The sequence below is a fragment of the Paenarthrobacter nitroguajacolicus genome (assembly GCF_031455195.1).
Taxonomy (GTDB): Bacteria; Actinomycetota; Actinomycetes; order Actinomycetales; family Micrococcaceae; genus Arthrobacter; species Arthrobacter nitroguajacolicus_D.
This window is the reverse complement of the sequence record NZ_JAVDSH010000001.1, coordinates 747,716-772,902: the sequence shown is the minus strand read 5'-3', so window position 1 is coordinate 772,902 and position 25,187 is coordinate 747,716. Positions and strand designations below refer to the sequence as shown.

The 25,187-nt window shown below is 58.2% G+C and carries 18 protein-coding genes and 1 pseudogene; 10 read left to right on the top strand and 9 right to left on the bottom strand.

Going from position 1 to position 25,187, the window contains the following annotated elements; genetic code table 11:
• Positions 1–392 precede the first annotated feature (392 nt).
• Both J2Y68_RS03520 and J2Y68_RS03515 read right to left on the bottom strand, forming a co-directional pair.
• A complete protein-coding gene (locus J2Y68_RS03520) occupies positions 393–1,133 on the bottom strand; it encodes a hypothetical protein (protein ID WP_309989741.1) in 741 nt (246 codons plus the stop codon).
• Positions 1,134–1,912: 779 nt separating this feature from the next.
• Complete coding sequence (locus tag J2Y68_RS03515; protein ID WP_309989738.1) at positions 1,913–2,236, bottom strand: hypothetical protein; 324 nt, start codon at positions 2,234–2,236, stop codon at positions 1,913–1,915.
• A 190-nt stretch (positions 2,237–2,426) separates the two neighbouring features.
• On the opposite strand from J2Y68_RS03515, the gene J2Y68_RS03510 reads away from it, so the two are divergent.
• Positions 2,427–2,657 (top strand): helix-turn-helix domain-containing protein, encoded by a 231-nt coding sequence (locus J2Y68_RS03510; RefSeq protein WP_309989736.1) that lies wholly within the window; start codon positions 2,427–2,429, stop codon positions 2,655–2,657.
• A 28-nt stretch (positions 2,658–2,685) separates the two neighbouring features.
• Here the strand turns inward: J2Y68_RS03510 and J2Y68_RS03505 are convergent, their stop codons facing one another.
• Positions 2,686–3,057, bottom strand: coding sequence for a hypothetical protein (locus J2Y68_RS03505; protein ID WP_309989734.1), 372 nt, complete (start codon positions 3,055–3,057; stop codon positions 2,686–2,688).
• Positions 3,054–3,353 carry a hypothetical protein gene (locus J2Y68_RS03500; RefSeq protein ID WP_309989731.1) on the bottom strand — a complete coding sequence of 100 codons (300 nt, stop codon included), beginning with the start codon at positions 3,351–3,353 and terminating at the stop codon, positions 3,054–3,056. Before J2Y68_RS03500 ends, J2Y68_RS03505 begins: the two co-directional genes overlap by 4 nt.
• 173 nt (positions 3,354–3,526) lie before the next feature.
• Here J2Y68_RS03500 and J2Y68_RS03495 point away from each other — a divergent pair, with 173 nt between their 5' ends.
• Positions 3,527–8,437 carry a DEAD/DEAH box helicase gene (locus tag J2Y68_RS03495; RefSeq protein ID WP_309989729.1) on the top strand — a complete coding sequence of 1,637 codons (4,911 nt, stop codon included), beginning with the start codon at positions 3,527–3,529 and terminating at the stop codon, positions 8,435–8,437.
• A 2-nt stretch (positions 8,438–8,439) separates the two neighbouring features.
• A complete protein-coding gene (locus tag J2Y68_RS03490; RefSeq protein ID WP_309989726.1) occupies positions 8,440–9,786 on the top strand; it encodes a HEPN domain-containing protein in 1,347 nt (448 codons plus the stop codon).
• 77 nt (positions 9,787–9,863) lie between these two features.
• Here the strand turns inward: J2Y68_RS03490 and J2Y68_RS03485 are convergent, their stop codons facing one another.
• On the bottom strand, positions 9,864–10,523 hold the full coding sequence (locus tag J2Y68_RS03485) for a GIY-YIG nuclease family protein (protein WP_309989723.1): 660 nt from the start codon (positions 10,521–10,523) through the stop codon (positions 9,864–9,866).
• A 97-nt stretch (positions 10,524–10,620) separates the two neighbouring features.
• On the opposite strand from J2Y68_RS03485, the gene J2Y68_RS03480 reads away from it, so the two are divergent.
• Positions 10,621–11,760 carry a tellurite resistance TerB family protein gene (locus tag J2Y68_RS03480; RefSeq protein ID WP_309989720.1) on the top strand — a complete coding sequence of 380 codons (1,140 nt, stop codon included), beginning with the start codon at positions 10,621–10,623 and terminating at the stop codon, positions 11,758–11,760.
• Between the two features lie 211 nt (positions 11,761–11,971).
• Here J2Y68_RS03480 and J2Y68_RS03475 read toward each other — a convergent pair.
• The 3 genes and pseudogenes from J2Y68_RS03475 to J2Y68_RS03465 all read right to left on the bottom strand — a co-directional run.
• Positions 11,972–12,157, bottom strand: a pseudogene (locus tag J2Y68_RS03475) (IS3 family transposase); the annotation flags it as partial.
• A 177-nt stretch (positions 12,158–12,334) separates the two neighbouring features.
• On the bottom strand, positions 12,335–12,778 hold the full coding sequence (locus tag J2Y68_RS03470; protein WP_309989718.1) for a hypothetical protein: 444 nt from the start codon (positions 12,776–12,778) through the stop codon (positions 12,335–12,337).
• Positions 12,775–14,013 (bottom strand): hypothetical protein, encoded by a 1,239-nt coding sequence (locus J2Y68_RS03465; RefSeq protein WP_309989716.1) that lies wholly within the window; start codon positions 14,011–14,013, stop codon positions 12,775–12,777. The genes J2Y68_RS03470 and J2Y68_RS03465 overlap by 4 nt, the downstream gene beginning before the upstream one ends.
• Positions 14,014–14,530: 517 nt before the next feature.
• Between J2Y68_RS03465 and J2Y68_RS03460 the strand changes: the two genes are divergently transcribed.
• Both J2Y68_RS03460 and J2Y68_RS03455 read left to right on the top strand, forming a co-directional pair.
• Positions 14,531–16,372, top strand: coding sequence for an AAA family ATPase (locus J2Y68_RS03460; protein WP_309989713.1), 1,842 nt, complete (start codon positions 14,531–14,533; stop codon positions 16,370–16,372).
• Between the two features lie 2 nt (positions 16,373–16,374).
• Positions 16,375–17,691 carry a 5-methylcytosine restriction system specificity protein McrC gene (locus J2Y68_RS03455; RefSeq protein ID WP_309989710.1) on the top strand — a complete coding sequence of 439 codons (1,317 nt, stop codon included), beginning with the start codon at positions 16,375–16,377 and terminating at the stop codon, positions 17,689–17,691.
• Positions 17,692–18,045: 354 nt separating this feature from the next.
• On the opposite strand, the gene J2Y68_RS03450 is transcribed toward J2Y68_RS03455, so the two are convergent.
• A complete protein-coding gene (locus J2Y68_RS03450) occupies positions 18,046–20,010 on the bottom strand; it encodes a hypothetical protein (RefSeq protein WP_309989708.1) in 1,965 nt (654 codons plus the stop codon).
• Positions 20,011–20,462: 452 nt separating this feature from the next.
• Here J2Y68_RS03450 and J2Y68_RS03445 point away from each other — a divergent pair, with 452 nt between their 5' ends.
• From J2Y68_RS03445 to J2Y68_RS03430, 4 genes are read left to right on the top strand one after another with little or no spacing between them, the layout of a single operon-like run.
• Positions 20,463–20,777, top strand: coding sequence for a hypothetical protein (locus tag J2Y68_RS03445; RefSeq protein ID WP_309989705.1), 315 nt, complete (start codon positions 20,463–20,465; stop codon positions 20,775–20,777).
• Between the two features lie 12 nt (positions 20,778–20,789).
• Positions 20,790–22,208 (top strand): type IV secretion system protein, encoded by a 1,419-nt coding sequence (locus J2Y68_RS03440; protein ID WP_309989702.1) that lies wholly within the window; start codon positions 20,790–20,792, stop codon positions 22,206–22,208.
• Positions 22,201–23,691, top strand: coding sequence for an SCO6880 family protein (locus J2Y68_RS03435; RefSeq protein WP_309989699.1), 1,491 nt, complete (start codon positions 22,201–22,203; stop codon positions 23,689–23,691). The genes J2Y68_RS03440 and J2Y68_RS03435 overlap by 8 nt, the downstream gene beginning before the upstream one ends.
• Entirely contained in the window at positions 23,688–25,148 is a 1,461-nt protein-coding gene (locus tag J2Y68_RS03430) for an ATP-binding protein (RefSeq protein WP_309989696.1), read from the top strand. The genes J2Y68_RS03435 and J2Y68_RS03430 overlap by 4 nt, the downstream gene beginning before the upstream one ends.
• Positions 25,149–25,187: the final 39 nt, after the last annotated feature.

The window sequence follows — 25,187 nt, the reverse complement described above, 5'->3', positions numbered from 1 at the left end:
TCTTCGTCGTGCACGAATGGCTCGCATGGCGGGGTCATCCCGCGAGGTGAGTTTCGACGCGCGGCTTGCTGAGCGCGACGTAGTAAGCACCCATCCCACTGCGTTGTCTGGTGTGAACGGCGCTATTTGTGAGGTGGGTCATGCGTATGTGCGGTCCCCGATTTTGCACAGGTTGGAGTTGGTGGCACGCTCTCGCGCGACGAGTTCGAGGACTTCTTCGCTGACCTGGTTTGCACGCGAAAAGGATGGCCGCGAGTACTGCGTGGAGTGTGAAGGCTAGGCAGCCGGTCACTCGGTTCAGCTGTGACAAAGACACTCAATCCGTCAGCAACCACCCGAAGACGCTGTAAGCAGCACGGGCCCCGGCTAGACCCCGGTGCCCCAAACGGGCTTTAGGAGTGCCAGTCAATTGCCGAACTTATGGAAGCGGCGAGTCGTTGAATGGAGGCGTCTACAGACGGATCCGATGTTGAGACCGCGGCCGTCTGTCTGCAGATAACTTCATGGAAGTCTTTCCAAGAAATCCAGCAGAAAACCTCGGGAACCTTATCGAGCATCCAGTCGTGATCGAGCCCGTGGTCGCCACACTGCGACAAAACCTTGGTGAGTTCTGCATCGACGGCCTCTTCGAGGCTCACCCGTCCCCGTCCTTTGACGTGAACCGGAGGTTCAACGCCCAGCAGGAAGATCATTGGCGTTCGGGTTCCCGCGTGCAGGAGGGTGGCCACATACTCTCTTGCAATTTGGTGCGGCTGGAAAGCACTTCTCCGAATGCGTTTGGCTTCCACCAATGTAAACGTGTCTTCTGTCGTGAGAAGAGCATCCGGTTGAACGTCTATTTGGCTGCGGACTCCTGGAGGCGCTAGCGGGAGATCGCCAGGGAGGAAATCCAACGTGGCTGCCTCGATGGTCTTGGATAGCAAACTTCTCGCAACATCGGCACCATGGGCTGCATCGATGACCGCTCCCAGAAAACTTCGGCGGGGTAGATGGTCCAACGCAAGAAGCACCTCGGCGCTCAGCACGTTTTCCCGGCCTCGTCCGCCCTGTCGATATCCGACCGCGGATTCCCAGGAGATTTCTTCCAACAAGCGGGGGATTACCGAACCTGACCTACCATCCATCGCAGTCACTTATTCCGCCTTCTATTCTCGGTATCACGGGTGGTCCATACGCCCACTTCGACAGAGATCGCTGCCTATGGTGGCCACCCAAATTGAATATGAGCTCACAGCCCACCCGTTGCAAGGTTATAGGTCCGGGGGGTTCGTGGCTGGGGCGGCTCAATGTGAGCGGTCAGCATCTGGTGGTCCCACCACCGATGGTGGGATTCATTGGAGTTTGTGGGTAGGCCGTAGGTCTTAGGTGCACTGTCTTTCCCGACTTGTTAGGGCATCAAGCACTTCCAGAGATGCCTGTGAAGACCTATGCGCAGTCGTCGCAGACCCCGGTGGCGGGAAGCTGGATCCCGTGTACGACACAAACCGGCTTTGGGCGGGGCAGTTCCTTTGCGGGCCGGACTCGCTTCTCGTACTTGGCAGTCAACCGGGGTTCAGCATCATCCGGTACATCAGTGCAGTAAAGCCTGTAGCAACCCAGCCGTTCAACCGCTGCCATCCGTTCGCGATCCACATCCGTGTTGGTACTTCGCGGCCTGTGGATCGAAGGACTTCATTGAAACCGCTGCCCACGCTGCCGTCAGTAGCGTTGACCACCAGGGCCGTCAGGCGTCATGTCATTGGGCTGTTGATTGATGGTTCTGGGTGCTGCGAGCATCAATAGATGATGCAGTCTTTGGGTTTCCGTGGCGTGCTTTTGGATCCCTCGCGCACGAGATCGGAACACCGCGGGTCACCGCTGCCGGGGTCGATGCCGAAAAACAGCACCCACTCACCGGACGATTGATCGAGGCTCAGGGTTGTCCTGCTTCCGGTAGTTGGGGACAGAACCACACCGAATGTTTCACGGGGCAATTTCCGGCCAAGTCATAGGTGTCCGGGCTTTCCGTCCGCCAGTTTTGATCTCCAAAAGGATCGGTATATGTCGGGGCATTCTTCAAGGTGAAGGTTCTGTCGCTCATCAGGGTGAGGCGGGTTTCTCCATTGACCCACACGCCAGCAAGTTCAGTAGCGGTAGGTCGGGGAAGAATTTTGATACTGCAAGCCGGCATTGCCGCAACGAATAGCACAGCCGCAGCGCCAGCCGTGATCTTGCGAGCCAGGTTGGTTCTCAGCACGAAAATCTCCCTTGGTGTTTCACGGCTTTCAGCGCAAACATAACCCACGGCAGTGCAAAGTCCATGGCGCTCGGTCGTCTCTGGCGCACGATGGATGGTTACTTTGGAGGCTATTCGAGCGTTGGCAACGGTGGTTCGCAGTCCCGATCCAGCAGCACAGGACAGATTCTGCCCGTTCTAGGATGGATGGATGTCCGATGAGATCAAGAAGCATCGGTTCCTGACTATTGAGCAAGTAGCCGAGGAACTGAACGTCTCAGCGAGCCAGGTCAGGGCACTGCCGAGGACCGGGGATCTCCGCGGGATCCAGGTCGGCGGCCGGAACGTTTGGCGCATCGGCGCCACAGACGTCGAGGATTACATCTCTGAGGCGTACAAACTGACTGCGGAGCATATTGCTGCTGGTGACCTCCCGGAGTGACTGCCCTGTTCGCACATCGCAGGTGATGTCAGCGGATGTCCCACACAACACCGGCGAACCAGTCTCCAATATCTGACCTGTAGTCCTCGTCAGCGCCTAAGGGTTCAAGAACGTACGGAAGGGCACGGTCGAATCTGGTGTCGTGGCTATCCAAGCGAGTGTCTGTTTCGGACTCATTCAGGGACGCCCAAAACTCACTTTTGGCTGTTTCCAGGGTTAACGGCGTGCCTTTGCCCAAGTTCCAGTGGGCGTCCGCAGTGTGCAGCACAGACTGCAATTGAGCTGGTGTCTGGAGTTCTTTGATGAAGTGCAGCAGCACCAGCATCTGGGCTTTCCATGGATCAGTAGCTTGTACTGTGGTTACTTGGTCAGCCGCTGCCTGGAGTTCCAGTAAAGTCATGGTGCTGTGAGATCGGAGATTCTGGGTTCGAGCGGGAAGGCGGCGATCTTGCTGAGTTCGGTCTGCACGATCTTCGCGGCTTCCTGGTCACCGTCGTAGTAGTTCTCCCAGAAGCCAGGCGACAGCCACTCCGGCGGTGCGAACTCCAGCACGCCGCCTTTGCCGATACGGGCTTCGCAGGTAGCCGAGACGCTTCCATCCACTGTTCTGAAGCCCCACGAATCAAACAGGCCAAGGCTACGCCCGTCGTCAGTGTGAAGCTGCAGGTCAACACGCCGATCCGGGTACGCCGTCAAGGAGGCAACATATTACTCAGCGTCGATGGTGGGGCACGGACTTGATTTCAGTGTTCCTTTTCGATCGTGGTTCCCTCCGCCTGTCATTCCGTAAGGTGTGCGGCGTCCACATAGAATCAGACGAGTCCTGAGGATCTTCCTCTGTTATTGTCCGCACCATCCTGGGGAAAACTGTGACCACTACGTTTGACGAGCTGCTTGCCACCTACCGTAGCCTTTCGGATTCCGAGCGGATGAAGGGCAGCTACCTCGAACAGTTGGTCGAGCAGTATCTAAGGAACGACGGGGTCCACGCACCTCAGTACACGGACGTTTGGCTGTGGCGGGACTGGCCCGAACGTCCAGCCAACTTCACCAATAAGGACAACGGCATCGATCTGGTCGCGGCCCGTACCGACGGCGGCCTGACTGCTATCCAAGTGAAGTTCTACGCCCCTGACTACAGGATCCAAAAGCACGATATCGACTCCTTCCTGTCAGCGTCTTCGAAGAAGCCCTTCACGAACGCGGTCGTGGTCGATACCACAGAGGGTGACTGGTCGAACAACGCGCTGGAGATGCTCGAGAACCGGCACGTGCCGGTGCAGCGGATCGGACTGGGCGACTTTCGACACTCAAACATTGACTGGTCGACGTACGACCTGACCGCACCTACCACGCCAAAGTTGTTCGACAAGAAGCAACTGCGCCCGCACCAACACAAGGCCGTCCAAGCGGCGCTAAAAGGCTTTGAGGCCAATGACCGCGGCAAGCTGATCATGGCCTGTGGCACCGGAAAAACCTTCACGTCGCTGAAGCTGGCCGAGCGGATCGCCGAAGACCTCGGTCATGCCCGGATCCTGTTCATGGTGCCGTCCCTTGCGCTGATGTCTCAGTCGCTGAAGGAATGGTCGGACGAGACCGAGCAGCCCATGCACGCATACGCGGTCTGCTCTGACAACAAGGTTGGCCGGGTCAAAGACACTGATCTGACCGACGTGGCGCTGCACGATCTGCAGATCCCTGCCACGACCGACGGCACCAAGCTTATTGAAGCCATGAGCTCCCGGTCCTTGGACGAGGGCATGACTGTGGTGTTCTCCACGTACCAGTCCATTGATGCGGTGAGGGCTGCCCAGCAGGCCGGCCTGCCCGACTTCGACCTCATCATTTGCGATGAGGCGCACCGCACCACCGGCGCTACCTTGGCCGGCGACGGCGAATCGCACTTCGTGAAGGTCCACGACAACCAATGGATCTCCGGCAATAAGCGTGTCTACATGACGGCTACGCCAAGGATCTTCAACGACAACACCAAGGACGCCGCCCGCGAGAAGGACGCGGAGCTGTGCTCCATGGATGATCAGTCGATCTACGGGCCAGTGTTCTACAGAATTGGGTTCGGTGAAGCTGTCGAACAGAAACTCCTGACCGATTATAAGGTTCTCGTTTTGGGTGTCGACGAGACTCAGGTGCGGACGACTTTCCAGGATCAGCTGGCCGACAGCAACAGTGAACTGAATATCGATGATATTGCCAAGCTGGTGGGCGTCTGGAACGGTTTGGCAAAACGGAGGGCTGGTGAGTTCCAGGAGGGCTTCGGCCAGGATTGGCAGCCCATGCGACGGGCAGTGGCTTTCAACCGTTCCATCAAGGCGTCCCAAATAATCGAGGCAGAGTTCCAGGACCTGACGCGCCTTCACCTCACAGACCTCACCAACGATGATCCAACGGATGACCTGCGGGTGGAGGTCAAACACATCGACGGCGGCTTTAACGCTGTTCGTCGAGGGGAGAGGCTCGACTGGCTGAAGGCTGATGCTGACGTCATCTTGGTCGATGACCGGACTGCGCCCAGAAATGCCGACGGGTCCTGGCCGAAAAAGGAACAGCCGACCTGCCGGATCCTGACCAACGCGCGCTGCCTGACAGAGGGTGTTGATGTCCCGTCCTTGGACGCAGTCCTGTTCATGAACCCACGAAACTCCATGGTTGACGTCATCCAGGCCGTCGGCCGGGTCATGCGCAATCACGTCGACTCCGAAACCGGTGAGGTCAAGAAGTTCGGCTATATCATCCTTCCGATTGCAATACCGGAAGGCATGTCCACTTCTGAGGCTCTGAAAGACAACCAGCGCTACAAGGTGGTCTGGCAGGTCCTTCAGGCGCTGCGCGCGCACGATGAGCGGATGGATTCTTCCATCAATCAGATCGAGCTGAATAACAAGGCGCCGGAATCGATCATCGTCGACAAGATTGACCTGAAGCCGAAGAAGAAGGATCCCGTTATCGATCCGACTCCCAGCCCGGATGTGGAACCTGGGCCGGCCCCCCTGGATCCAGGGACGCAGACGACCCTGACATTCCCGGTGGAGGAGTGGAAGGACTCTGTCTACGCGAAGATCGTGGACAAGTGCGGCAACCGCTGGTACTGGGAGGACTGGTCCAAAGACATTGCCTCCATTGCCAAGAAGCACATCGACCTGATCAACGATTTGCTCGAAGATGCTGACTCCAGCCACCGCGACGCTTTTGACGGGTTTGTTGCTGGGCTCCGGGAGAATCTGAACCCTGAAATTGACGACGCCCAGGCGGTAGAGATGCTCGCCCAGCACTTGGTGACCAAGCCGGTTTTCGACGCAATGTTCGCTGATTCCAACTTCACCGAGCACAACCCCGTCTCGCGTGCCATGCAGAGCATACTCGACACACTTGGTTCAAACGCCGTGTTTGAGAGGGAAAGCAAAGGCCTGGAGAAGTTCTACGATTCGGTCCGTGCCCGAGTCTCCAAGATCGATAATGCGGCAGCCAAGCAGGCCATCATCGTAGAGCTCTACGACAACTTCTTCCGCAACGCTTTCCCCCGCGTTGCTGACAGGCTTGGCATCGTCTTCACACCAGTTCCGGTTGTCGACTACATCCTGCGTTCGGCCGATGCAGCCCTGCGCCTGGAGTTCGGCAAGACACTGTCCGATGAGGGCGTCTCCATCTTGGAGCCTTTCGTTGGGACGGGCACGTTCCTGACCCGCTTGCTCCAGACCGGGCTCATCAAGCCGGAGGACCTGCACCGCAAGTACACCCAAGAGTTGTTCGCGAACGAGATCGTCCTGCTCAGTTACTACATCGCCGCCATCAATATTGAGACGGTCTACTCGGAAGTGGCAGCCACAGCAGGTGTCGAAACCGGCTACGTGCCGTTCGACGGCATTGCTCTTACCGACACCTTCCAGCTGAACGAGAGCGACGGTCAGTTGGAAGCCACCGGAATCTTCCCGGAGAACCACGCACGAGTTGTTCGACAGAAGAACCAAGACATCCGCGTGATCGTCATGAACCCGCCATACTCCGCCGGGCAAACGAGTGCAAACGACAACAATCAGAATCAGAAATACCCGGCATTGGACGCTTCCATAGCCGGCACCTACGCGAAACTCTCGACAGGTACGAACAAGAACAGTCTCTACGATTCCTACATCCGCGGTATCCGATGGGCCACCAACCGGATCAAGGGCAATGGAGTCATCGCATTCGTGTCAGCTGGTGCCTTCATCGATAGCAGGTCGGCTGATGGGATTCGCAAAACATTCGCTAGCGAATTCAGTCGAATCTTTGTCTATAATTTGCGCGGCAACGCGAGGACTTCCGGAGATGTTCGGAGGCAGGAAGGTGGGAACGTCTTCGGCGAGGGATCTCGATCGCAAATCGCGGTTTGTATTCTGATACGGAACTTGTCGCACGTCGGCGCCGTGAGCATCAACTACGCCGACATCGGCGGTCAATTGACCAAGGAACAGAAGCTTGACACTCTGTCACTTGAGGGTTCCCTGGAAGGAACAAATTGGGTCGCGGTGGTGCCAAATGAGTCTGCCGACTGGATCAACCACAGAGATGACAAGTTTGGACGATTCTCCCCGATGGGGCGTAAGGTGCGGACGGGTGAGACCGATTCGGCGCCAATTTTCACGACGTTTTCAGCCGGTATCAAAACCAACCGCGATGCTTGGTGCTATAACTTCTCAAAACACCAGGTAGAAAGCAACATGGGGCGCATGATCGACTTCTACAACTCCCAACTCGGTCTCCCAGAACAGGTGCTCGACCCCTTGAACATAAGCTGGAATAGATCGCTCCAGACGGACAGGGCTCGGGGTGTCGAGCACGTATACGACCCGCAGTCCATTTCGCTCGCCCGTTACAGGCCGTTCTGCCGTCAGTACGTTTACTTTCGGCGCGAAATGAACGACATGATCTACCAGCAGCACAGGATATTTCCCAAACAGGGCATTCACAATATCGCAATCACGTACCCCGGGCCGGGTCCGAACAGTCGAGGGGGAAGTCCGTTAGTCACTAATCTTCTGCCAGATACTACGGCTCAGACCGTCCAAGTGTTCCCCCTCTACACATACGAGCCCGTCCCCGATGATGAGCTGGCTATCCCCGCGAACGGCGAAGTAATCATCGAGGGTTACCGGCGTCGGGAGAACATCACGGATGACACACTGTCGACCTACGGCGCCTTCTATGAGGATGCGGCCATCACCAAGGAAGACATCTTCTACTACGTCTATGGGCTGCTCCACAGCCCGACGTACAAGGAGACTTATAAGTCGGACTTGATGAAGATGCTGCCGCGGATCCCGAAGGTAAAGGACTTTTGGGGCTTCAGTTCGGCAGGCCGGTCCCTAGCAGAGTTGCACCTGAACTACGAGACTGTGGCGCCGGCCGATCTGATCGAGGTCCGCAGGACAGAACCGCCCGCCGACGTCGAGAGCCAGTACGACTACTACCGCGTGCAGAAGTTGTCTTGGGGAGCCCGGAAGGACCGATCGCGGATTGTCTGCAACGCGAACATCACGCTGGAGGGGATCCCAGCCGATGTGTTGGACTATCAGGTCAACGGCAAGTCGGCCATCGAGTGGATCCTGGACCGTTATCAGGTGACGACGCACAAGGATTCGCAGATCACCAACGATCCGAACGATTACTGTCGTGAAGTCGGAGACCCGCGCTACATCATCGACCTGATCAAGCGGATCGTCACGGTGTCTCTGGAGACCAACAAGATTGTTGCTGGACTGCCACCCTTGGAGATTGTGGAGTAGCGGTGACTGACCACGAGTCACCTTGGGAGTCTTCGCCCTTTGAACGTCAAGCCGGTGATTTTTGGGATCCGCGATTTCCGAACATCCGCTATCCGGGTATTTACTTCGCTGAAATGGATTTGCCTTTTGTGGAGACTATTGAGGCGACTCGACCCGACCGGGATTGGGGGTTGCGAAGCATTGCCGGTGTTCTCGCAGACGGGCGCGAGGTATTGCTATTGGCTCATGAGGGGACGAAGCACAGCTTTCAGGTGGTTCGGGACGGTGACCAGCGTTATGACAGATACACCGGAGTAGGCGCCTTGATTGGGGGTGGGGCCACCTCAACGTCAGAGCAAACGCTGGTTCGTTCTGCAACTCTCCGAGTGCAGAATCTTGCGAAGTGGATGGGCGCGAACTCTTCTGAAGCGGAAGTCATCGGCACGGGCTTCATGAACAGCGTCGACGTTCCAGAAATTACGGCCGTCGTTGACCGGAAGTCGCGACTACTGACGATTGACCTCGGGGCGGAGGTGCCTCTTCGGCAGGCGTTGACCCTCCTGGATGAAGCTCAGTTCCTTGCGCGCAAGGCCATCGGTTGCCTGACTGGTGTTCGTTCGATCGCCCGCGAACAAAGAATCCATACAGCTTCCGGTCAGACGTTCGTATGGAAATATGCCAGGTGGGAAGCGCCGTTGCGAGAACCAATCTCTTCGTCGCAATCTGTTTCGATGGAGCGGTCCGGACCGGCCGGTACTTTGGTCAACAGGTTTCAGCAAGCACGGCAATCGTTGTGGCCCATTGCAGATGTGTTGTATGTGAACCTTCCGTCACCTGACGTTTACTCGGAACACCGCTTCGTGAGTCTGATTTCTGCAGTCGAGGGGGCCCACGCGAATCTTGACGGGGCAATAGAAAAGCGACGCTGGACGGGCGCGCAGGCGACTGAATTCAAGGATGCCCGTGAAGCGCTGAAACTGCACTTCGAGGGAAACGGTAGTGCCGCGATGCGGAGCGAGCTGCTCGTCGGTCTCAAGAACGAGCGGACCTTCGCTCAAAAGTTGAATGATGTCTTCGACGCTGTGGGCGACAACATCGAGGCGAGGTTGCGGATTGATCGGGCTGCTTGGATAAAGCTTGCGACAACTCACCGAAATGTAACGGCGCATGCCGCCACAACCTCCACCCCGCAAAGCGACACCGCTGATGATTCCGCAAAGTACCGCGCGCTCAGCATCGTCGCAGAGGAGCTCCTCCGTCAGTTGTTACTCCTCAAAATGGAGATTGACGAAGAGGTCAGGGAAAGTTCGGCAACCCGGGCCGGTTCCAACCTAAGAGGGACGAGTTTCAACGGGTTCCTGGCGCAGTGAGCGAGAAGCTGTAATGAGCCGCCACCGCTGCGGGCCTTGCCCTGGCACTTGCATACTGAGAAACGTGCTGAAGGCAGCTAACTGGTGGTCACCCGAATAAGCAAACGGTCTCTGTGTGCTTGAAGTGGCTTTGCGTAGGGGCCTTTTGTTGCATGGTCATGGTTGAGAGGCGGAGTGAGCTTCTCGATGATTTCCTTCTCAACCTCTTCTGGTGATGGATGGAGCACCCAGGTCGTACGCAGGTGCGTAATCATCCAGTGTGTCAGGCGCGGCTCGGCTGCTGTGGCCAGACTAAACTTGGTCCGGCGTCGTGGGTCCACGGCGATACCCCGTAGCAGGTCGAGTTCATCTACGAGCAAAGCCGCCAATGAACGGCGGATTGTGGACATCCGGGTCTTCTCCAGATGCATCTTGCCTGCGCGCTCGGCCAGAGTCGTTCTGGCGATGCCTACATACAGTGGCTTGGCCGCATCTACGTCCGGAAAGCCGCTGGGCCAGAACGAGGCGAGGGCGCCGTTTAGGTCCCACCAAGCGTAAACACCCGGCGCGTCGATCTTCATGAGCTTCAGGGGTGGGCTCGGTTTTGCATTGACAAGCTCATCGCGTATTTCCATGCAATCCATGGTCTTGATCGTACCCAGATGCCCGGACGGCGGCTGACCTTTCGGTTCAGACCGGTAATGGCGAATACGCTGTGGAGATTGCACTCCGTTTTGCATCTGGACGAGAAAGGTCATTTGATGTGTTGGTATCGCACTCCCGAAATGCAACTTCATTCAGATGGTCCGGGATATGTAAACCCAGCCAATGCGTAACGAACAGGGGAGGATTGGCATGCATGTGTCACCGAATGACGGGGTCGGGATAGAGCACGCTGTCGAGACCGACGACGCCAGCAAGGCCGAGCAAGAGGTCGTCGAGGATGAACGTGCAGAACTGCGGCAGTTCATTACAGGGCTGAGCCCGGACGACATAAAGTCGGGCGGATGGTTCACCAAGCTCATCTCCAAAGGCTTGAGCTCTTATACGGAAAAGGCCACCTGGGAGTACTTCCAGAATTTATACGAGGGAGTACCTGCGGATGCCATCGTAGATCAAAGGATCAAGATGGCGACTCGCTACGCGGCACTGGAAGGGGGTCTGTCAGCCAGCGCCTACTCGGCGGTCGTGGTGGCCACCTTGGGGTCACTCGGCGGTGCCTCACCGGCAACTGTTCCTGCCGCAGTCGCAACCCTCATGGTCGACGTCGCGTTCATCACCCAGCTCCAGCTGCGGCTGGCTTATGACGTGGCCGTCCTCTATCGGGTCCCGCTCGACCTGTCCGACCCCGACGATATGTGGAAACTCATTCGGGTGGCCTTCACTATCAAGGGCGGGGAGGTCGTGCGTGAGGGCGTGGTCAAAGTAGTACCCGCCTTCGTGCGGCCCGTGATCAAGCGTTTCTATTCAGGGCCGGTCCTTTCCGCCGCAAAGGGTCTGCCTTTCGTCGGGAAGTTCCTCCTGCAGCGAAATGTCATCAAGATTGGCATCCCGCTCGTGGGCATTCCGCTCGCGGTGGTAGTTAACCGCTACACGACATTGCTCGCGGGGCGGCACGCCCAGGCAGTCTTCCGGAACGAAGCGCGGGTGATCGAACTGGCCGAGAACTTGAGCGAGCGGAGTCGTCACCCGCAACTGATGCTCTGGGTCGCATGGATGGTCGTCATGGCTGACAACAAGATCTCCGACGACGAAGCACTGCTTATGCGTCACTTGGTGAGGCTGGTCGAGGAACGTCACCAGATAGTGGATGAAGCGCTTGCCCGGATTGTAGATCTTGACTCTGACGAAGTCTGGCGGCGGCTCGATGCAGAGGGCGGGGATCTTAGTGACGTCCTCGACGCGGCCAGTAAGGTGGCGACAGTGGACGGTCCATTCAACACGTATGAGAAAGCGGTCATCTCCGAGCTGCGAGGTCGGTCAGCTACAGTCTGACATCAGCTTCTCGACGGCGCCGTTCAAGGTCGCTGTGACGGGGCCAGACGCCTTGCCTGCCGAGTGGTGTCCACGGAATTCAGCGTTTTACTAGGGTGCTGGGTGCGTGATTGGCGTCGGCAGTCCTAATTGCCGCAGTCCGCAGCTACAACCCGACCGGGACGATGGGTATCTGAGAAGGGACTGTCCGGGCTTTTGTTGACTCCGGCCCTTAGGCCGCTGTGAGCGCGGTCCGGTTGATTGTTTCATATTCGATGGGCGTCAGTTTTCCGAGCCGGTGTTGCCGTCGCCGTCGGTGGTAGGTTCTCTCGATCCAGGTTGTGATGGCCAGCCGGAGGTCTTGCCGGGTGAGTCACCTCTGACGGTCCAGGATGTTCTTCTGCAGTAGCGGGAAGAAAACCGGGGCAGTCCCGCAGACTGGAACTCAGAGTAAAACACTCGCCTAGCCACTTCCCAGCTCATGCAAATTCCCCTGGGATGAATTTTTTCTGTCCTCTGGTTCTTACAGGAACCGGAGCACTAGTGCAGCCGGAACGTTTGGCATACCCGAACCGTAAGGACGGGAGCCCAGAAGTCAATCGTGCCATTCCCCCTCCGTCCGGGCTGCGAATTCTTCTCGCGTGCACGATTCCACACCAAAATCTGAGGCTTTCGCTCGCACAGCATTGTCGTTGGACACGATGATCCATGTCGGGCCGAACAGGCATTTCTCGGACTCTTGATTCCCGTCCAGGGCGCACGCGATGAGCAACGGGTCCGCCGCACCTTTGTTTGCGTAGAGGTTCACGAGCGCGGTGTCGTCTTCATGCACGGTGGCCATGACTGTCCGGAGGAAGCCCAGCACGTTCGCTGTGGTTGGGTACTCGACGTCCTTGAGTGCATCGTCAGCGTACCCGTCGGCTTCGTGAAGGACCTCGGAAGGGATCCGGCACTGTGTGTGGAAGAAGGCACTTGTTCGCTGCGTCGGCGATAAGTGGGAGAGCACGTTGTTATCGATGAGGTACATCATCTCGTTCATCGGAGTGCTGCCTTCAGCTCGCCGATGTCACTGGGACCGATCCGGTTCAGGCAGACGACCCGGCAGAATTCTCGGGCGGTAAGCCGGCGTTCTTCGACAGCGAGGAGCATCCGCCTGGTCAGCTCACGGCCGCTGTACTTGCGGATCGCATTGACGGGTTTCGGCTGGTTCGTCTGCGTCTTCTTGTTCCGGGCACGAAACTCCCCTTCGAGCTCGCGTAGGTACCCGGCCGCGGTCAGTGGGGTGAGCCTGCCGAGGCGCATGGCCCTTACGGTCAAAGCGCTCGGGGTCACCTTGAACATGTCGGCCATCGTCTTGACGGCATCAAGGTCTTTGAAACTGATTTTCTCGAGCTCGGCCGCGGGCATCAGGATCTCACCGACGATGTCGTACTCCCGCCCCGCGTCCGGGGCGGTGCTGTTCGCGTCGTAACTGACCGGAGCAAAGATTCCGCGGGCGACAAGCACGGTCATCAGCACGACCGTGAAGATCTGACGTCCGGCCGGTTCTTGGAAGTCGCCGTGGTCGCCACCTGTCAGAAAGATATAGGGCACCTTCGAATCGCGCACGGTCATGCCGCTGAAGTGAACTTCGATGAGCTGGGGCATGTAGCCTCTCACGCTCCGGGAGACGAGGATCTGGTTGGCTTCGAGGCGTTCGATGATCAGCTCCAGCGCTGTTTCCTTCTTGCGGGCCTGGCGGATTGCTTCACGGTCGAGCCCGATCGCTTTGATCAGCGCCATCGCGTCTTCCTGAACGGTCGGCCGGGGCTTCCTGAGAAGTCCCACGATCTTGTTCTTGGTGAGTGTGGGGTCGTGCTTCCGGGCCAGATCCTGCTTGCGGAGAAGGTCCTTGACGATCAGTTCCACATCGCGCAGCTTCACGGTCGTCCGTGTGTTCACGGTGAACGTGGTGGGCGCAACACCTTGCAGGAGCTTTGTCGTTTTGGTCCGCAATTGTGCTTTGACGACGGCCGGGGGAGCGAAGAACAGTGGGTGCGGGATCTCGGCTTTCCGGGCAAGCGTCAAGAGCTCGGAGTATTGGATCTTCGATTTCTCGAGAGCGTGGATGTACGGCGCCCTCCCGTTCACTACGGAGTTCTCGAGGAGATCAACGAACACCGACCGGTCAATCGGCACTGATTCGCCCGCAATGATCACATGAACAGTGAATCCCCCAAACATCAGTTCCCATTCGATAGAACAGTCCTTGGCCTGTGTCTTCGCAATGTACACCGTGGGAATCGTGGAAGGGGGTAACCGGCCCGCCACGTTCGGACGTCAGCAGAAACTCGGTTCCGACGGTCATTACTCATCGAGGTAGTCGGGTACGAGCTCGTTGATTCCTTCCAAGAGAAAGTGTTGGGCTTCTTCATGGGCGCGGCGTACTTCGCTATTTGTTTCGAAGTGCTTATCACGTTCGAGTGCAGCCAATGCCGATTGAAGTCTGGGCGCCCCCGCCCTTTCCGCCCCGAACATGGTGGCTACAAGAATGTCCTCCGTGTGATCCTCGCTCGCTTGGCAACGGGGCGACGTCTTCAAGAACCTCACGGACTATCAACTTTGTCATCCCAATTATCCCCCTGTATTTCTAGTCATATTTGGCGCGACGACGCGATTTGTGAGGTGGGTTGCGCCTTTGTGCGATTCGTGATTTAGCACAGGTTGAAGCTGATGAAGGAGTTGGCGACACGTCCTGCCGTGTGATTCTCCCCAACGGGGGCTGACAGGGCCCGCGATGAGAGGATGAGCCATGGCTGTTTTCTCCGAACAAGATCGCGGGCCGATCGACGAGTTATGTGCGCAGTGGCGCCAGCGTTCGTTGAATGGTGATGCTTCTGTACTGTATCCCGATGACTTTCCGGATTCCTGGTCCAAGGCCAGGCTCGACGAGCTGAACACAAGGTTCTGGGGCAACCTTCTGGAGGGTAAGGAGGGCGGCGGAACGTTCGAGAGTAAATGGGAGCAGCAGCTTGAGGGTGCCCCCGTAGAGGTCAGATTGTTGGCCGCGGAGTGCCTGCTGGTGTACTACTTGATCACTCAATCGGTCGGGCCGGCCCGGAAACTGGAGATGATCAACAAGACCATCGGGCCTGATAACCCAGAACTCCATGTGAGAAGCGATAGCGAGACGTACCAGGCACTGCAACAATGGATTGCCCACCCTGGGCAGTACTACAACACCCGTCAGGACCTACACGTGGGCTACTTGATGGACCTGGTTTCGCGGCTGAAACAGAAGCCGCCGGAAGATAGGGCCGCGCTTCTGCACGAAAATCCATGGGGCTTCGCACAGTTCGCCGAGGAAGGGGACCGCCAGAGCGACGCGATGCGCCATGTCGTGTGCCACTTGCTCTATCCGAAGTATTTCGAGCGGATCGCGTCGAGCCAGCACAAGGCGCTGGTTCTGAAGGCGTTCGGCGAACTTGATACCAGTGATGCAGATGCCAGTGAAGACGAGAAATTGTATTCAATCAGGCAGGCGTTGAAGCAACGGCTGTCTGATTGGGATGAGGACCGTCGAGACTATTACAGCTCTGACCTGGAGCCCATTTGGCGACCTGTGACCAAGTCCGGGGACAACGAAGCGCTGGACCCGGCGTTCGCCTTGGAGTTCAAGAAGCAGATCGTCTTCTACGGGCCTCCCGGCAGCGGAAAGACTTATCGTGCGGGGAAGCTGGCTGAGAGTCTGATCCGCACCGCGGCTTTGCAGCGATGGGGCGTTGGCGACTACTTCCGTAGCTCCGACGTCGTCGATCAGGCCGTTGCCGAACATGTGACGCGTCTGCAGATGCATCCGTCCTACGGTTACGCGGAGTTCATGGTTGGGCTTCGGCTGGACGCCGACGGCGGCACCACATACCAACTCGGCGCGCTGCCGCGTTTGGTGGAGCGGATACGTACTGAGCGTGAGCATTCGGGGACGCGTGCACTCCCGCATGTACTGATCCTCGACGAGATCAACCGAACGGACCTGAGCACCATGTTTGGCGAGGCGTTCAGTGCCATGGAAAGGGACAAGAGGGACATCGAACTTGAATTGTTCGCTGAAGGCAGTAAAGGTGAGCCGATCCTCTTCTCTATTCCGGGAGACCTTTACATCATCGGCACGATGAACGAGATCGACCAGTCGGTCGAGGCCTTGGACTTTGCACTTCGTCGCCGCTTTTTCTGGTTCGCCACACCGTATGACGAGGAGGACCTCTACGCGATCTGGAAGGCGCAGTGGACCGAGCAGTTGGTGGCGGTGGACTGGGAGGACGGTTTGCCCCAGCTCGAGAAACTGGCTGGGTGTATCAGCGAGTTGAATGCACGGATCGGCGAATTGCCCGAACTGGGCCCGGAGTACGAACTCGGAGCGGCTGTGTTCGGTGATTTGCCGTACTTTATTGGGCGGGAGTGGCTCAACAAGCGCCATGGACGGAGCAGCGGCAAGTACCTGTGGGATGGCAATGGTAAGCCGCTCGCCCCGCTGCGGTCGTTGTGGGCCTTGTCGATCCAACCTGTGCTCGAGCAGTATCTGGCTGGATCTGACCGGAGAGCCGAGCAGCTTGCTGGGCTCGAAGAGCTCCTGCTGATCCGTCCGAAGAGCTGATTATGGCCTACAAACGAGACAGGAGCAACGCAGCAGGAGTTCTGACGGATCGGCTGGTGATTAATGACTTGACTCCGGAGGCGTACTGGGACCGCCCACTCACTGTTGATGAACAAGTATGGTTGGCCGACATTGCCAAGCTTTCGCCGGAGCCCTACATCCTGAACGCGCAGCTGCAGGTGGACCATGAACCGACGATGGAGCCGATTCTCAGCCGTGACATCGAAGGTTTCCGGGCCAACCGGTACATAGGAGAGATCCGCCATAAGGGCAGGACCCTCGTGATCAATCCTCGCCTGGGCATTGAGACGATCACCGGTTGGATCAGTACGATCCTGAACGTCCAGGTACTCCCACGCACGGCCACGCACTCCAACGACACAAGCAATGCGGTCACTCAACTCCTGGCTGCCCTGTGGCGAGCTTCTGTGCTGACAGCAGGCCAGCACGCTTTACCAAGGGCACAGGCAAACATCAGTTCGCACGCCCTGTCCGTTCAAGGGCGTCTCGATGTTGATGCCACCGCGCGCCGGCGGGCAGCCGGGCACCGGGACTTGGTCTCAACCCGCGTGATGCGGAGCTACGACAACTCGCCGGCCCGCGCTGTAGTTTTGGCGGATCGCTACTTCGACCAGCGGCTGGCCGGAGGCCGGTGGCGCGGCGCCCGGCTCGATGAACAGTTGACCGTGCTGCGGACAGCCACCGGAGCCCGGCCGAAGACTCCGACGCTGCACGAGATCCGGACCGCCCACTACAGCCCGATCACTGTCAAATGGAGGCGGGCGGCTGAACTGTCGTGGCGGATTCTGCACGAGGATCCTCTGGGGGTCGCTGCCGACGACGAGTCAACCTACGGCGTGCTGATCGATGTAGCCGAACTGTGGGAGCTGTTCGTGTTGCACTGTGTTGGACTGGCTTCCAACCAGCCCGTAAGGCACGGAACAACCGACCAGGCCTCTGGTCACCTCGCACGCTCCACAGTCGATCCCAGTCATACATTGGGCAGGCTGTATCCCGATGTCTTGGTGGGGGAGCACCCACTCACGGCACTGCTGGATGCGAAGTACAAGCGACTCGGCGGCATGCGCGGGGTAGACCGTGATGACCTCTACCAGTTGCATGCCTACGCCTCGACGTTCGAGGCGCCGCTCTCGGCGCTGGTCTACCCTGCAACCAGTGTTGACCTACCGTTGGATGAGCAAAACAGCCCTTGGCAGACCAGTAACAGCATGCTTTCGTTCCTGACTTTGCCGACCGAGAGGGATGGCTGCGTCGCAAAGCTGGCGCAATGGCTCGGGCACAGCGATACCTCCCGTTGACCAGCCCGGCTAGCCGGGTCCCACTGTGGGGCAGGCAGCAATCTGGTCCCACTCGAAGTCGCTCGGTTCGTCAATAACTCACCGTAGATCAAGAAAAGACCGCTGGCCTGGATTTTCTGGTGATGGTTGACTGAACAATCGCCCTCCTCGGTGTTAGGCGATAAGCAGTCTGTCGTCTGCTGTCCGGGCCGTGGCCATTAGTGCTAACCGCATCCTCACATGTCCGACGAGGGCCGGGGTTTAACACGGCTCAAGGCATTTGGAATTGTAGCGACTGCCCGCCTCTGCACGGGCTGGGAGGGCCTCAATCGAGTCCTGGTATGCAGATGATCCATCTTTGGGCTGCAGTTTGCATTACTTCGATGCGGCCGAAAACCTCGTGACCGACAACTGAAAATCGTCGCGGATCTTGAGTGTTAGCGACACCAGTAATCTCAAGAGCAACATGTAGGCCTGTATGTGTGCGGCCAAATCGCTAGGATCGGGATTGGTTCCATGCAGGTATCTGTTGCGAAGATCTGGGCCATCACTGAATTCGCTCTTGTTGAGGTAGAAGTTGAAGTAGCTGGCCTCAGCCGAGGTCAGGAGTGTTGAACTGAACGTCAACCATCCCTTGTCCACGAGGGCAAGCGCAGCAGCTGATTCGTCCTCTCCGTAGCGGCCGAACGGAGCTGCTTCATGGTTGTAGATATCATTGAGAACGAGAATCAGCGCTGGCTGGGAGAACAAGATAAGGCCAGCATTGACCGATACCAATTTCTCGGCGATTAACCAATCGACGGGTGCTTTCTGGTAATGATGAAGCGCGTTGTAGGGCAACTCATTCTCTGTAGCCAGCTGGACAAAGCTCCTGGCTCGCAGCGACTTATTTACATAAGTAAGCCTCGACTGGTCGTTGAACAGGAGATGAAGCGCTAGTTCACAGTCGCTGGGTGACTTCATACGCAAGTACTTATGTTCGATAAGGCTGGGGATCTCACTCCACGGCCTTGGCGAAGATGTCATGCGCAGGAGTTCGGGATCGAGTTCGCCCTCGTGACAGTAGAGAGTGAATTGCCTGGCGATACTCTCCATCTCCGCGGAGATGTGGCGGCACCGTTCAAGAAATGAACTGTTCGTGCTGGAAGGGGTGTAGTAGAAGCCCGCTGCGTCATATTGGCTGGTGAGTTGTTCCCGGAAGAACGTCGCCACGACGTCCTCGACCTCGATACGGTTCTGGCGGAGGAACTCTCCGTAAGCATGTGTTCCCTGAGAAGTCAGGGCATCGACGTGCTTGAACGCCTGACCTCTTGGGTACGAGTCCTTTCCCGCAAGTAAGAGCCTTTCGAGGGTACCCATCTGCGTTTTAACCGATGGCATACTAAGCAGCCCTTGACGATCCGCATAACCAACCACGGCGGCGAAGTTTGCGAGCACGGACTCCGGCTCGAGGGTGGCGGACAGATATCTCCCACCGAGTGAGCGCATGTGGGTAATCCCGTCTTCCTCATGCTCGATGTCGTCGAGCACGGGCTCGCGCTGTTCAGGATCGATCCTGATGCCATAACGGTTTTTCACCAGTGTGTTCGTCTCGTCCGAGAACAGCTCTTCGATGAGCCCTTGGTAGCGCTTCTTCGCCTGAAGCCGGATCTTGGGGGTGATCCCGAAGTTGGGATTGTCGTTTGCCTCGGCAATCGCTTGAACGTGATTAGGGTGCGGTGATGCACTCTCGATGTATGCGCGTAAGAGCTGTTGTGAGTCCACGCCACTGAAGCTCGCGGGGAGGTGATGTGTGGTATCGACGTCCTTGATCAGTCGCATTCTGACTAGTAGCCCACCGTGTTGAGCATCGGCGAGGAGCACGTCACGAAGGCGTCGGTCGTGTCGCTTCACGAACCGGGGGTTTGAGAGCATAATCGACAGTGGCATGCCCGATTTCAAAAGGGCGTCGAAAAGTTCCTGTCCGCCGACCCTTTTTGCGACTTCGTGTCTCTCGAGAAGCAGTATCAGATCATCCGCATATTCGTACTCGAAGTCGGCCAGCAGCTGGTCGAGGTCCGATGTCTCGAAGCAGGCGAAGAACGAAGGGACTCGCCTTCGTGACTCCTGCGCTGACTGCGCCAGGTCCTGTCGCTCCTGTTCCGTAAGGGATCGCGGTACGACGTTGTGCTCCTCGAAGGCTAAGGCGTTGTGCAGCTCGAGCGCGTCGTTCAGCGAGTGGACCTTACGGCCGTGAGAATAATCGCGAATCAGCTTGACCGCTTGTTCACTTAGCCATCCGCTGGCGAGATCCCGCGGGCCGTAGAACTTGACCCTTTCAGATGACTCCGAGTGTTCCATTGGCTCATCGTAACTGCAGATTCTTTATCGAACCGCGCTGTTTCTGCCGAGTTCGCTCACGAAATCAGCGCGCATCTGTAGAGCGACGAATCGTTTATGTCCTTCCAAGGGTTTCCGATCCATCTGTCACCCCGCTCTGAGACAGGGGAGTGGGGGTCCAACAAGATCACGGACTATCAACTTTGTCATCATTTACCACCCCTCTGTGTTTCTAACTGTATCTGGAGACACTGTCCGGGGATGGGTTGATCGGCACTCGGTCAGGCAGAACTGACCGAGTGCTCAGCGGTACTTAGCAAGTGCTGCCTTTGTTCCAAGACCCCTTCACTCCCTCCGTGCTGTCAAAGGCTCGGCACTGCCCTATCGCCCAGGCGGAGGTCGGCCGGGGCGAAAGGTCATGTCGTCCCCTCCCTTCACCTCCATGAAGTCGTGAGCTCAATCAGCTCATTCCATTGGACGACGACTGGATGGAGCACCAGATGGTACTGGCAGCGGTGGATCCTGGGATCACACCAAACGCGAATTTTCCTTTTCTTGAGTCCCTCAAGCAGATCGGCGGCGGCATCCTCGTCGGCGCCTTCATCGTGATTGCGATCGTGGCGATCATCGGAGCTGCGATGCTGTTGGCCGGCAAGCTGAGCCAATCGTCGCGCTTGGCCTCCGGCGGTGGGGTGATCCTGCTTTGGACAGGCCCAGTCGCGGCAATCCTCGGCGGCATCAACGGATACATACTCTGGTCGCAGACGGCCTTTCCATTGGGCTTCTAGCCGCTCGCGATCATGCCTATCGAGTGTGACCTCAACGGTTGGTGGCCGCCGGGTTGCGGACTGGTTTCCCAGACCAACGACGGCGTCCAAGGTTCCATCACTGCAATCTTCGCCAACGTCCTTCAGAACATCGCCTCATGGATGTGGGGATTTATCACTGGAGCCTTCAGCGTTTCCGAAGTCGACGATTCGCAGTGGGCAGCCATCGGCGGACTGACCAACTGGTGGGTCATCGTGATGATGACTCCGCTGGTGGTTGTGATGATCCTTCAACTTCTCTCCGGACTGATTAGCCAGCAACCTCGTCGGCTGATCAGAGCACTGGTTGGGGGAGCTGCAGCTGTTCCTCTGGTTGCCGCGGCCGTTTACCTTGTACAACAGCTCACCCGAGTGACCGACTCTGCTTCGACCGCTCTCTTGGAGTCGATTGGGACCGACCCTTACGTCGTGTTCATGCGGCTCTTCGGTTTCGAACGAGCGCCAGAAGGCTCCGAGCGGGAATGGAACGTCATCTCCCTCGCGCCTGGCAACCAAGGCGGCGCACTCGGCGGCGCGATAGTGACCGTAATGGCAGTCATCGTCGTGTGGATTCTGGCGTTCATCCTCATGTGCTCGATGATCTTCAGAACGTTCGCCCTCGCCGTCCTGGCAGCTGTCGCGCCGGTCGCCCTCATGATGATGCCGTGGGCGAAGTCAAAGGCCTGGGCCGGGCGGTGGTGCGAAGTCGTCGTCGCGCTCTTGTTGGCGAAACCTCTGGCAGCGACGATTCTTGCAGCTGCCATCAAGCTGTTTGCGGATTCGACGTCCTTTGCAGGGTTGGCCGCCGGCACAGTCGGCATGGTCCTTGCCTGCGGAGCACCATTGATGGCGCTGAGGCTGGTGAGCTTTGCGGGTGGCGAACTGGCAGCCGCGGCTCAAACCGCTGGCGGCGGCCACGTTCTTGCTCGCAGCAGCAGCGTTACCTCCAGACAGATCAGTCGACAACTCGGTGGCCGCATGACGATTGCATCAATGCTGGGCAGATCGTCACTAGCTCGACCAATTCCCTCAAGTCGCAGAGACATCCCCACGCGCGTCCTTCCTCCTTCAGTGCCCCTGCCGCGAAGCCTGACGAGTACGACGCCGATACTCACCTCAGGTGTAAACGCTTCGGCATCGTACGGAGCAAACTTTGCTCGCGGAGGCGCCGCCAGGCAGGACGACGTGGTGAGCGGAGAGGTCGTCACCGAGCAGAGTAAGCAAGCGTCGTCTGCGACACCTTCGCCGACGGGCCGGAACCCTGCCGCCGGACCGCCTAGGACAAACGCCCCCAGAAACCCTCGGCAGCCCGAAGTGCGAAGTCCCGGCAGCGCGCTGCCCACATCCCAATTGCCGCCCATCAGGCCCAAGGCTTCTGAGGGGCACTTCCCTCCGGAGAAACCACATGACTGAAGATACGCGCGCCCTTGAGGCCGTCAAATTTCCCAGGTATGAGCGTCGCGGCATATTCATGGGTCTGAAGTGGTACCAGCTCGTGTTACTAACCCTCGGCATCCTGACGGCGATCATCGCCTCTGCAACGGGTGGCCCGGTCGGACTGACAACGATGAGTCCCATCTGGCTGCTGCTCATGCTCATGGGGGTGCTCCAACACGCTCGAATCCCGTATCCAATCTGGATCAGCCTCATCACGCTGTTCTTCGTGCGTTTGATCCTGGGCCAGACTCGTTACCTCGCCCGTCCTGAGAAGGCATTGAAAGCAGGGAAGCTCGCACTGCCAGGTGGACTCGGCAGCCTCAAGCTTCAGAGGACCCGACGTGGCGAGTGCTTTATCGTCGACCCTCAGGGTAAGGAAGCGACGGTCGTCTTGCGCTGTACCACGAGGTCATTCGCTCTTCTCGACGATGACGACAAAGCGTGGGCCGCCCAAGCATGGTCGCGCGTGCAAGCTGGACTCGCCCAACGCTCGGACATAGCAAGAATCGCCGTTCAGGATTACACGGTTCCGTATCCTTCCTCAGCGCTCCAGGTCTTCTACGACCACACCATCGTGAAAAGTGGCGGCCGACCTGGCGGCAATTCGTGGGGCGAGTTGGCCTATCAGGACCTGATAGCTGCAGCTGGATCCGCCATGAGCCACGACGTGTTGTTGTCCGTCGTGGTGGATACAGCTAAGTCGAGGAGGCGCATCAAAGAATCGGGCGGAGGGACAGCCGGACTCGAGCGTGTTCTGCGTTTGGAGGTACAGGCAATCACTACATCCCTGGCAACTCATGGAGTCCGGGTGGACGAGTGGCTATCGGAGTCCCGGCTACTTGAGGTGTTCAGAGGTTCCTTTGACCCTGAAACCGTCTCCCGAGGGTCGACTAAGAATGACGGCGACCCGGAGAGTGACCAGCCAGCGGTAAAGCGGCGACTGAGTTCAAGCCCGATGGCCGTGGAGGAGCACTGGACTTACCTCCGCACGGACTCCGGGTTTCATCAGACTTTCTGGGTCGCAGAGTGGCCGCGGCAAAAGGTGTACCCCGGCTTCCTGCACCCGCTGGTCTACATCGGCGACTTCCGGCACACGGTCACGCAGGTGATCCGGGCTGTTCCAACTTTGGAGGCGTTGCGGGACATCCGATCGGCCCAGGAAGCCCACGAAACCCGTCGCAGGATTAATGCCAGGTTCGACCGGCCAACGACACGGGAGCAACGAGCCGAGGAAGAAGAAGTATCGCAACGGGAAGAGGAGATCGTTGCCGGGCATGGCGATGTACGTCCGACGGCCTTCGTGACGATCACCGCAGCGTCCTTGGAGGACTTGGCCCGACACCGCCATGAACTCGAGTCCGCAGCGGCCGGTGCATTCGTTGAACTTCGATTGCTGGCCGGGCAACAATGGGCAGCCTTTATTGCGGGTGGACTGCCCTTGGGTAGGGGATTGCGATGAGTCTCAAGAACCAAGAGGTGACCTATACGCCGTCGGGGACTCGCGCCGAACGCAAGAGTCTCAGGAAGGCGGAAACCGCTGAGTCATTGCCACTTAAGCGCACACTCGGGCAGCGTATCGACGAAGCCTTGGAAAGGCGCAGTGACCGCGAGCGCCTTGTCGGCGACTGGGGGAGCAGGGAACCGCAGTCACTATGGGGACCGCATAGACTGCGGCCGGCACCTCACCGCGCCTCGACCATGACCTTCGCGGCGGCCTACCCCTTCATCACGGAGTCGGGACTTGGCCACGAGGGAACCTACATAGGAACTGACGTCTTTGGTTCGGGAGCCTTTTCCTACGATCCGTGGATTCTGTACGACAAAGGAATCATCAGCGGTCCTTCGATAGTCGTGATTGGCACGGTAGGCACCGGCAAGTCGATGTGTGGAAAATCGCTGGTTGCTCGTTCCATAACGTTGGGACGGAAGGCGGCCGTTGCATCGGATCCCAAAGGTGAATGGGTGCCGGTGGCCAAGGCTGTGGGCGGCAAAGTCATTTCTGTTGGCCCTGGACGCACTGCTCGTGTGAATCCCTTGGATGCGGGTCCGCGGCCCAGCTCACTATCTGACACCCAGTGGAAGGCCGTCGTCCGGCAGCGACGCCGGCAACTGATAGTGGCCTTGGTGTCTCTTATGCGGCAGGGCACACCGTTGCATCCCGTCGAGCACACCGCTCTCGACATGGCCCTGATGGAAACCACCGCGGAAAACTCGACGCCGACCCTCCCTATGGTCCTGGACCATCTGATGAGGCCTTCCGCCGAAACGCTGGCCCTTGTTGGCAAGGACGGTGGAGCGTCAGTCAGTCACTCGCTGCGGCGCACAGTCTCTGGCGACTTGGAAGGCATGTTCGATGCGCCATCTACGGTTGCCTTCGATGCCGACGCGCCAATGATGGTGATGGACACGTCTGCGCTCATCGGCGCGTCGGAGCAAGCGTTGTCTCTCGCCGCTGCCTGCAGCGCCACTTGGCTGGAAGCTGCAGTGACAAACCCCGACGGCGGTAAGCGGCTTGTGGTGTACGACGAAGGTTGGCGGATGCTCGCCGATCCCTACATGTTGGCCAAGATGAGCGAGCAATGGCGCCTTGCGAGAACCTACGGGATTGCGAACCTCCTCATCATGCATAAGGTGGCTGACCTCAATGAGATCGGGGACAGCACGAGCGGACATCGTCAGAAAGCCCTGGGACTGCTAACCGAAGCGGACACACGCATCATCTATCGGCAGAAGCATGATGCCATGCGTCTCACCAAAGAAGCCCTGGGGCTCACAGAAGCTGAGTGCGAGCACGTCGAGAACCTACCGAAGGGCGTTGGGCTCTGGAAGGTTGGAAATCGCTCGTTCATTGTCGCCAACAGAGTGACCACGGACGAGCTGGAAGTGTTTGGCACCGATGACCGGATGCACCTGTGAGGACGAGATCGCGTAGCAGCAGTCCCATGGTCTCCGCTG

What these genes read in the sequence shown, in the direction of transcription:
- J2Y68_RS03510 (WP_309989736.1), top strand. Translation starts at nt 2,427, where the DNA reads ATGTCCGATGAGATCAAGAAGCATCGGTTCCTGACTATTGAGCAAGTA.
- J2Y68_RS03505 (WP_309989734.1), bottom strand. Translation starts at nt 3,057, where the DNA reads ATGACTTTACTGGAACTCCAGGCAGCGGCTGACCAAGTAACCACAGTA.
- J2Y68_RS03485 (WP_309989723.1), bottom strand. Translation starts at nt 10,523, where the DNA reads ATGACCTTTCTCGTCCAGATGCAAAACGGAGTGCAATCTCCACAGCGT.
- J2Y68_RS03480 (WP_309989720.1), top strand. Translation starts at nt 10,621, where the DNA reads ATGCATGTGTCACCGAATGACGGGGTCGGGATAGAGCACGCTGTCGAG.
- J2Y68_RS03470 (WP_309989718.1), bottom strand. Translation starts at nt 12,778, where the DNA reads ATGAACGAGATGATGTACCTCATCGATAACAACGTGCTCTCCCACTTA.
- J2Y68_RS03460 (WP_309989713.1), top strand. Translation starts at nt 14,531, where the DNA reads ATGGCTGTTTTCTCCGAACAAGATCGCGGGCCGATCGACGAGTTATGT.
- J2Y68_RS03455 (WP_309989710.1), top strand. Translation starts at nt 16,375, where the DNA reads ATGGCCTACAAACGAGACAGGAGCAACGCAGCAGGAGTTCTGACGGAT.
- J2Y68_RS03450 (WP_309989708.1), bottom strand. Translation starts at nt 20,010, where the DNA reads ATGGAACACTCGGAGTCATCTGAAAGGGTCAAGTTCTACGGCCCGCGG.
- J2Y68_RS03440 (WP_309989702.1), top strand. Translation starts at nt 20,790, where the DNA reads ATGCCTATCGAGTGTGACCTCAACGGTTGGTGGCCGCCGGGTTGCGGA.
- J2Y68_RS03435 (WP_309989699.1), top strand. Translation starts at nt 22,201, where the DNA reads ATGACTGAAGATACGCGCGCCCTTGAGGCCGTCAAATTTCCCAGGTAT.
- J2Y68_RS03430 (WP_309989696.1), top strand. Translation starts at nt 23,688, where the DNA reads ATGAGTCTCAAGAACCAAGAGGTGACCTATACGCCGTCGGGGACTCGC.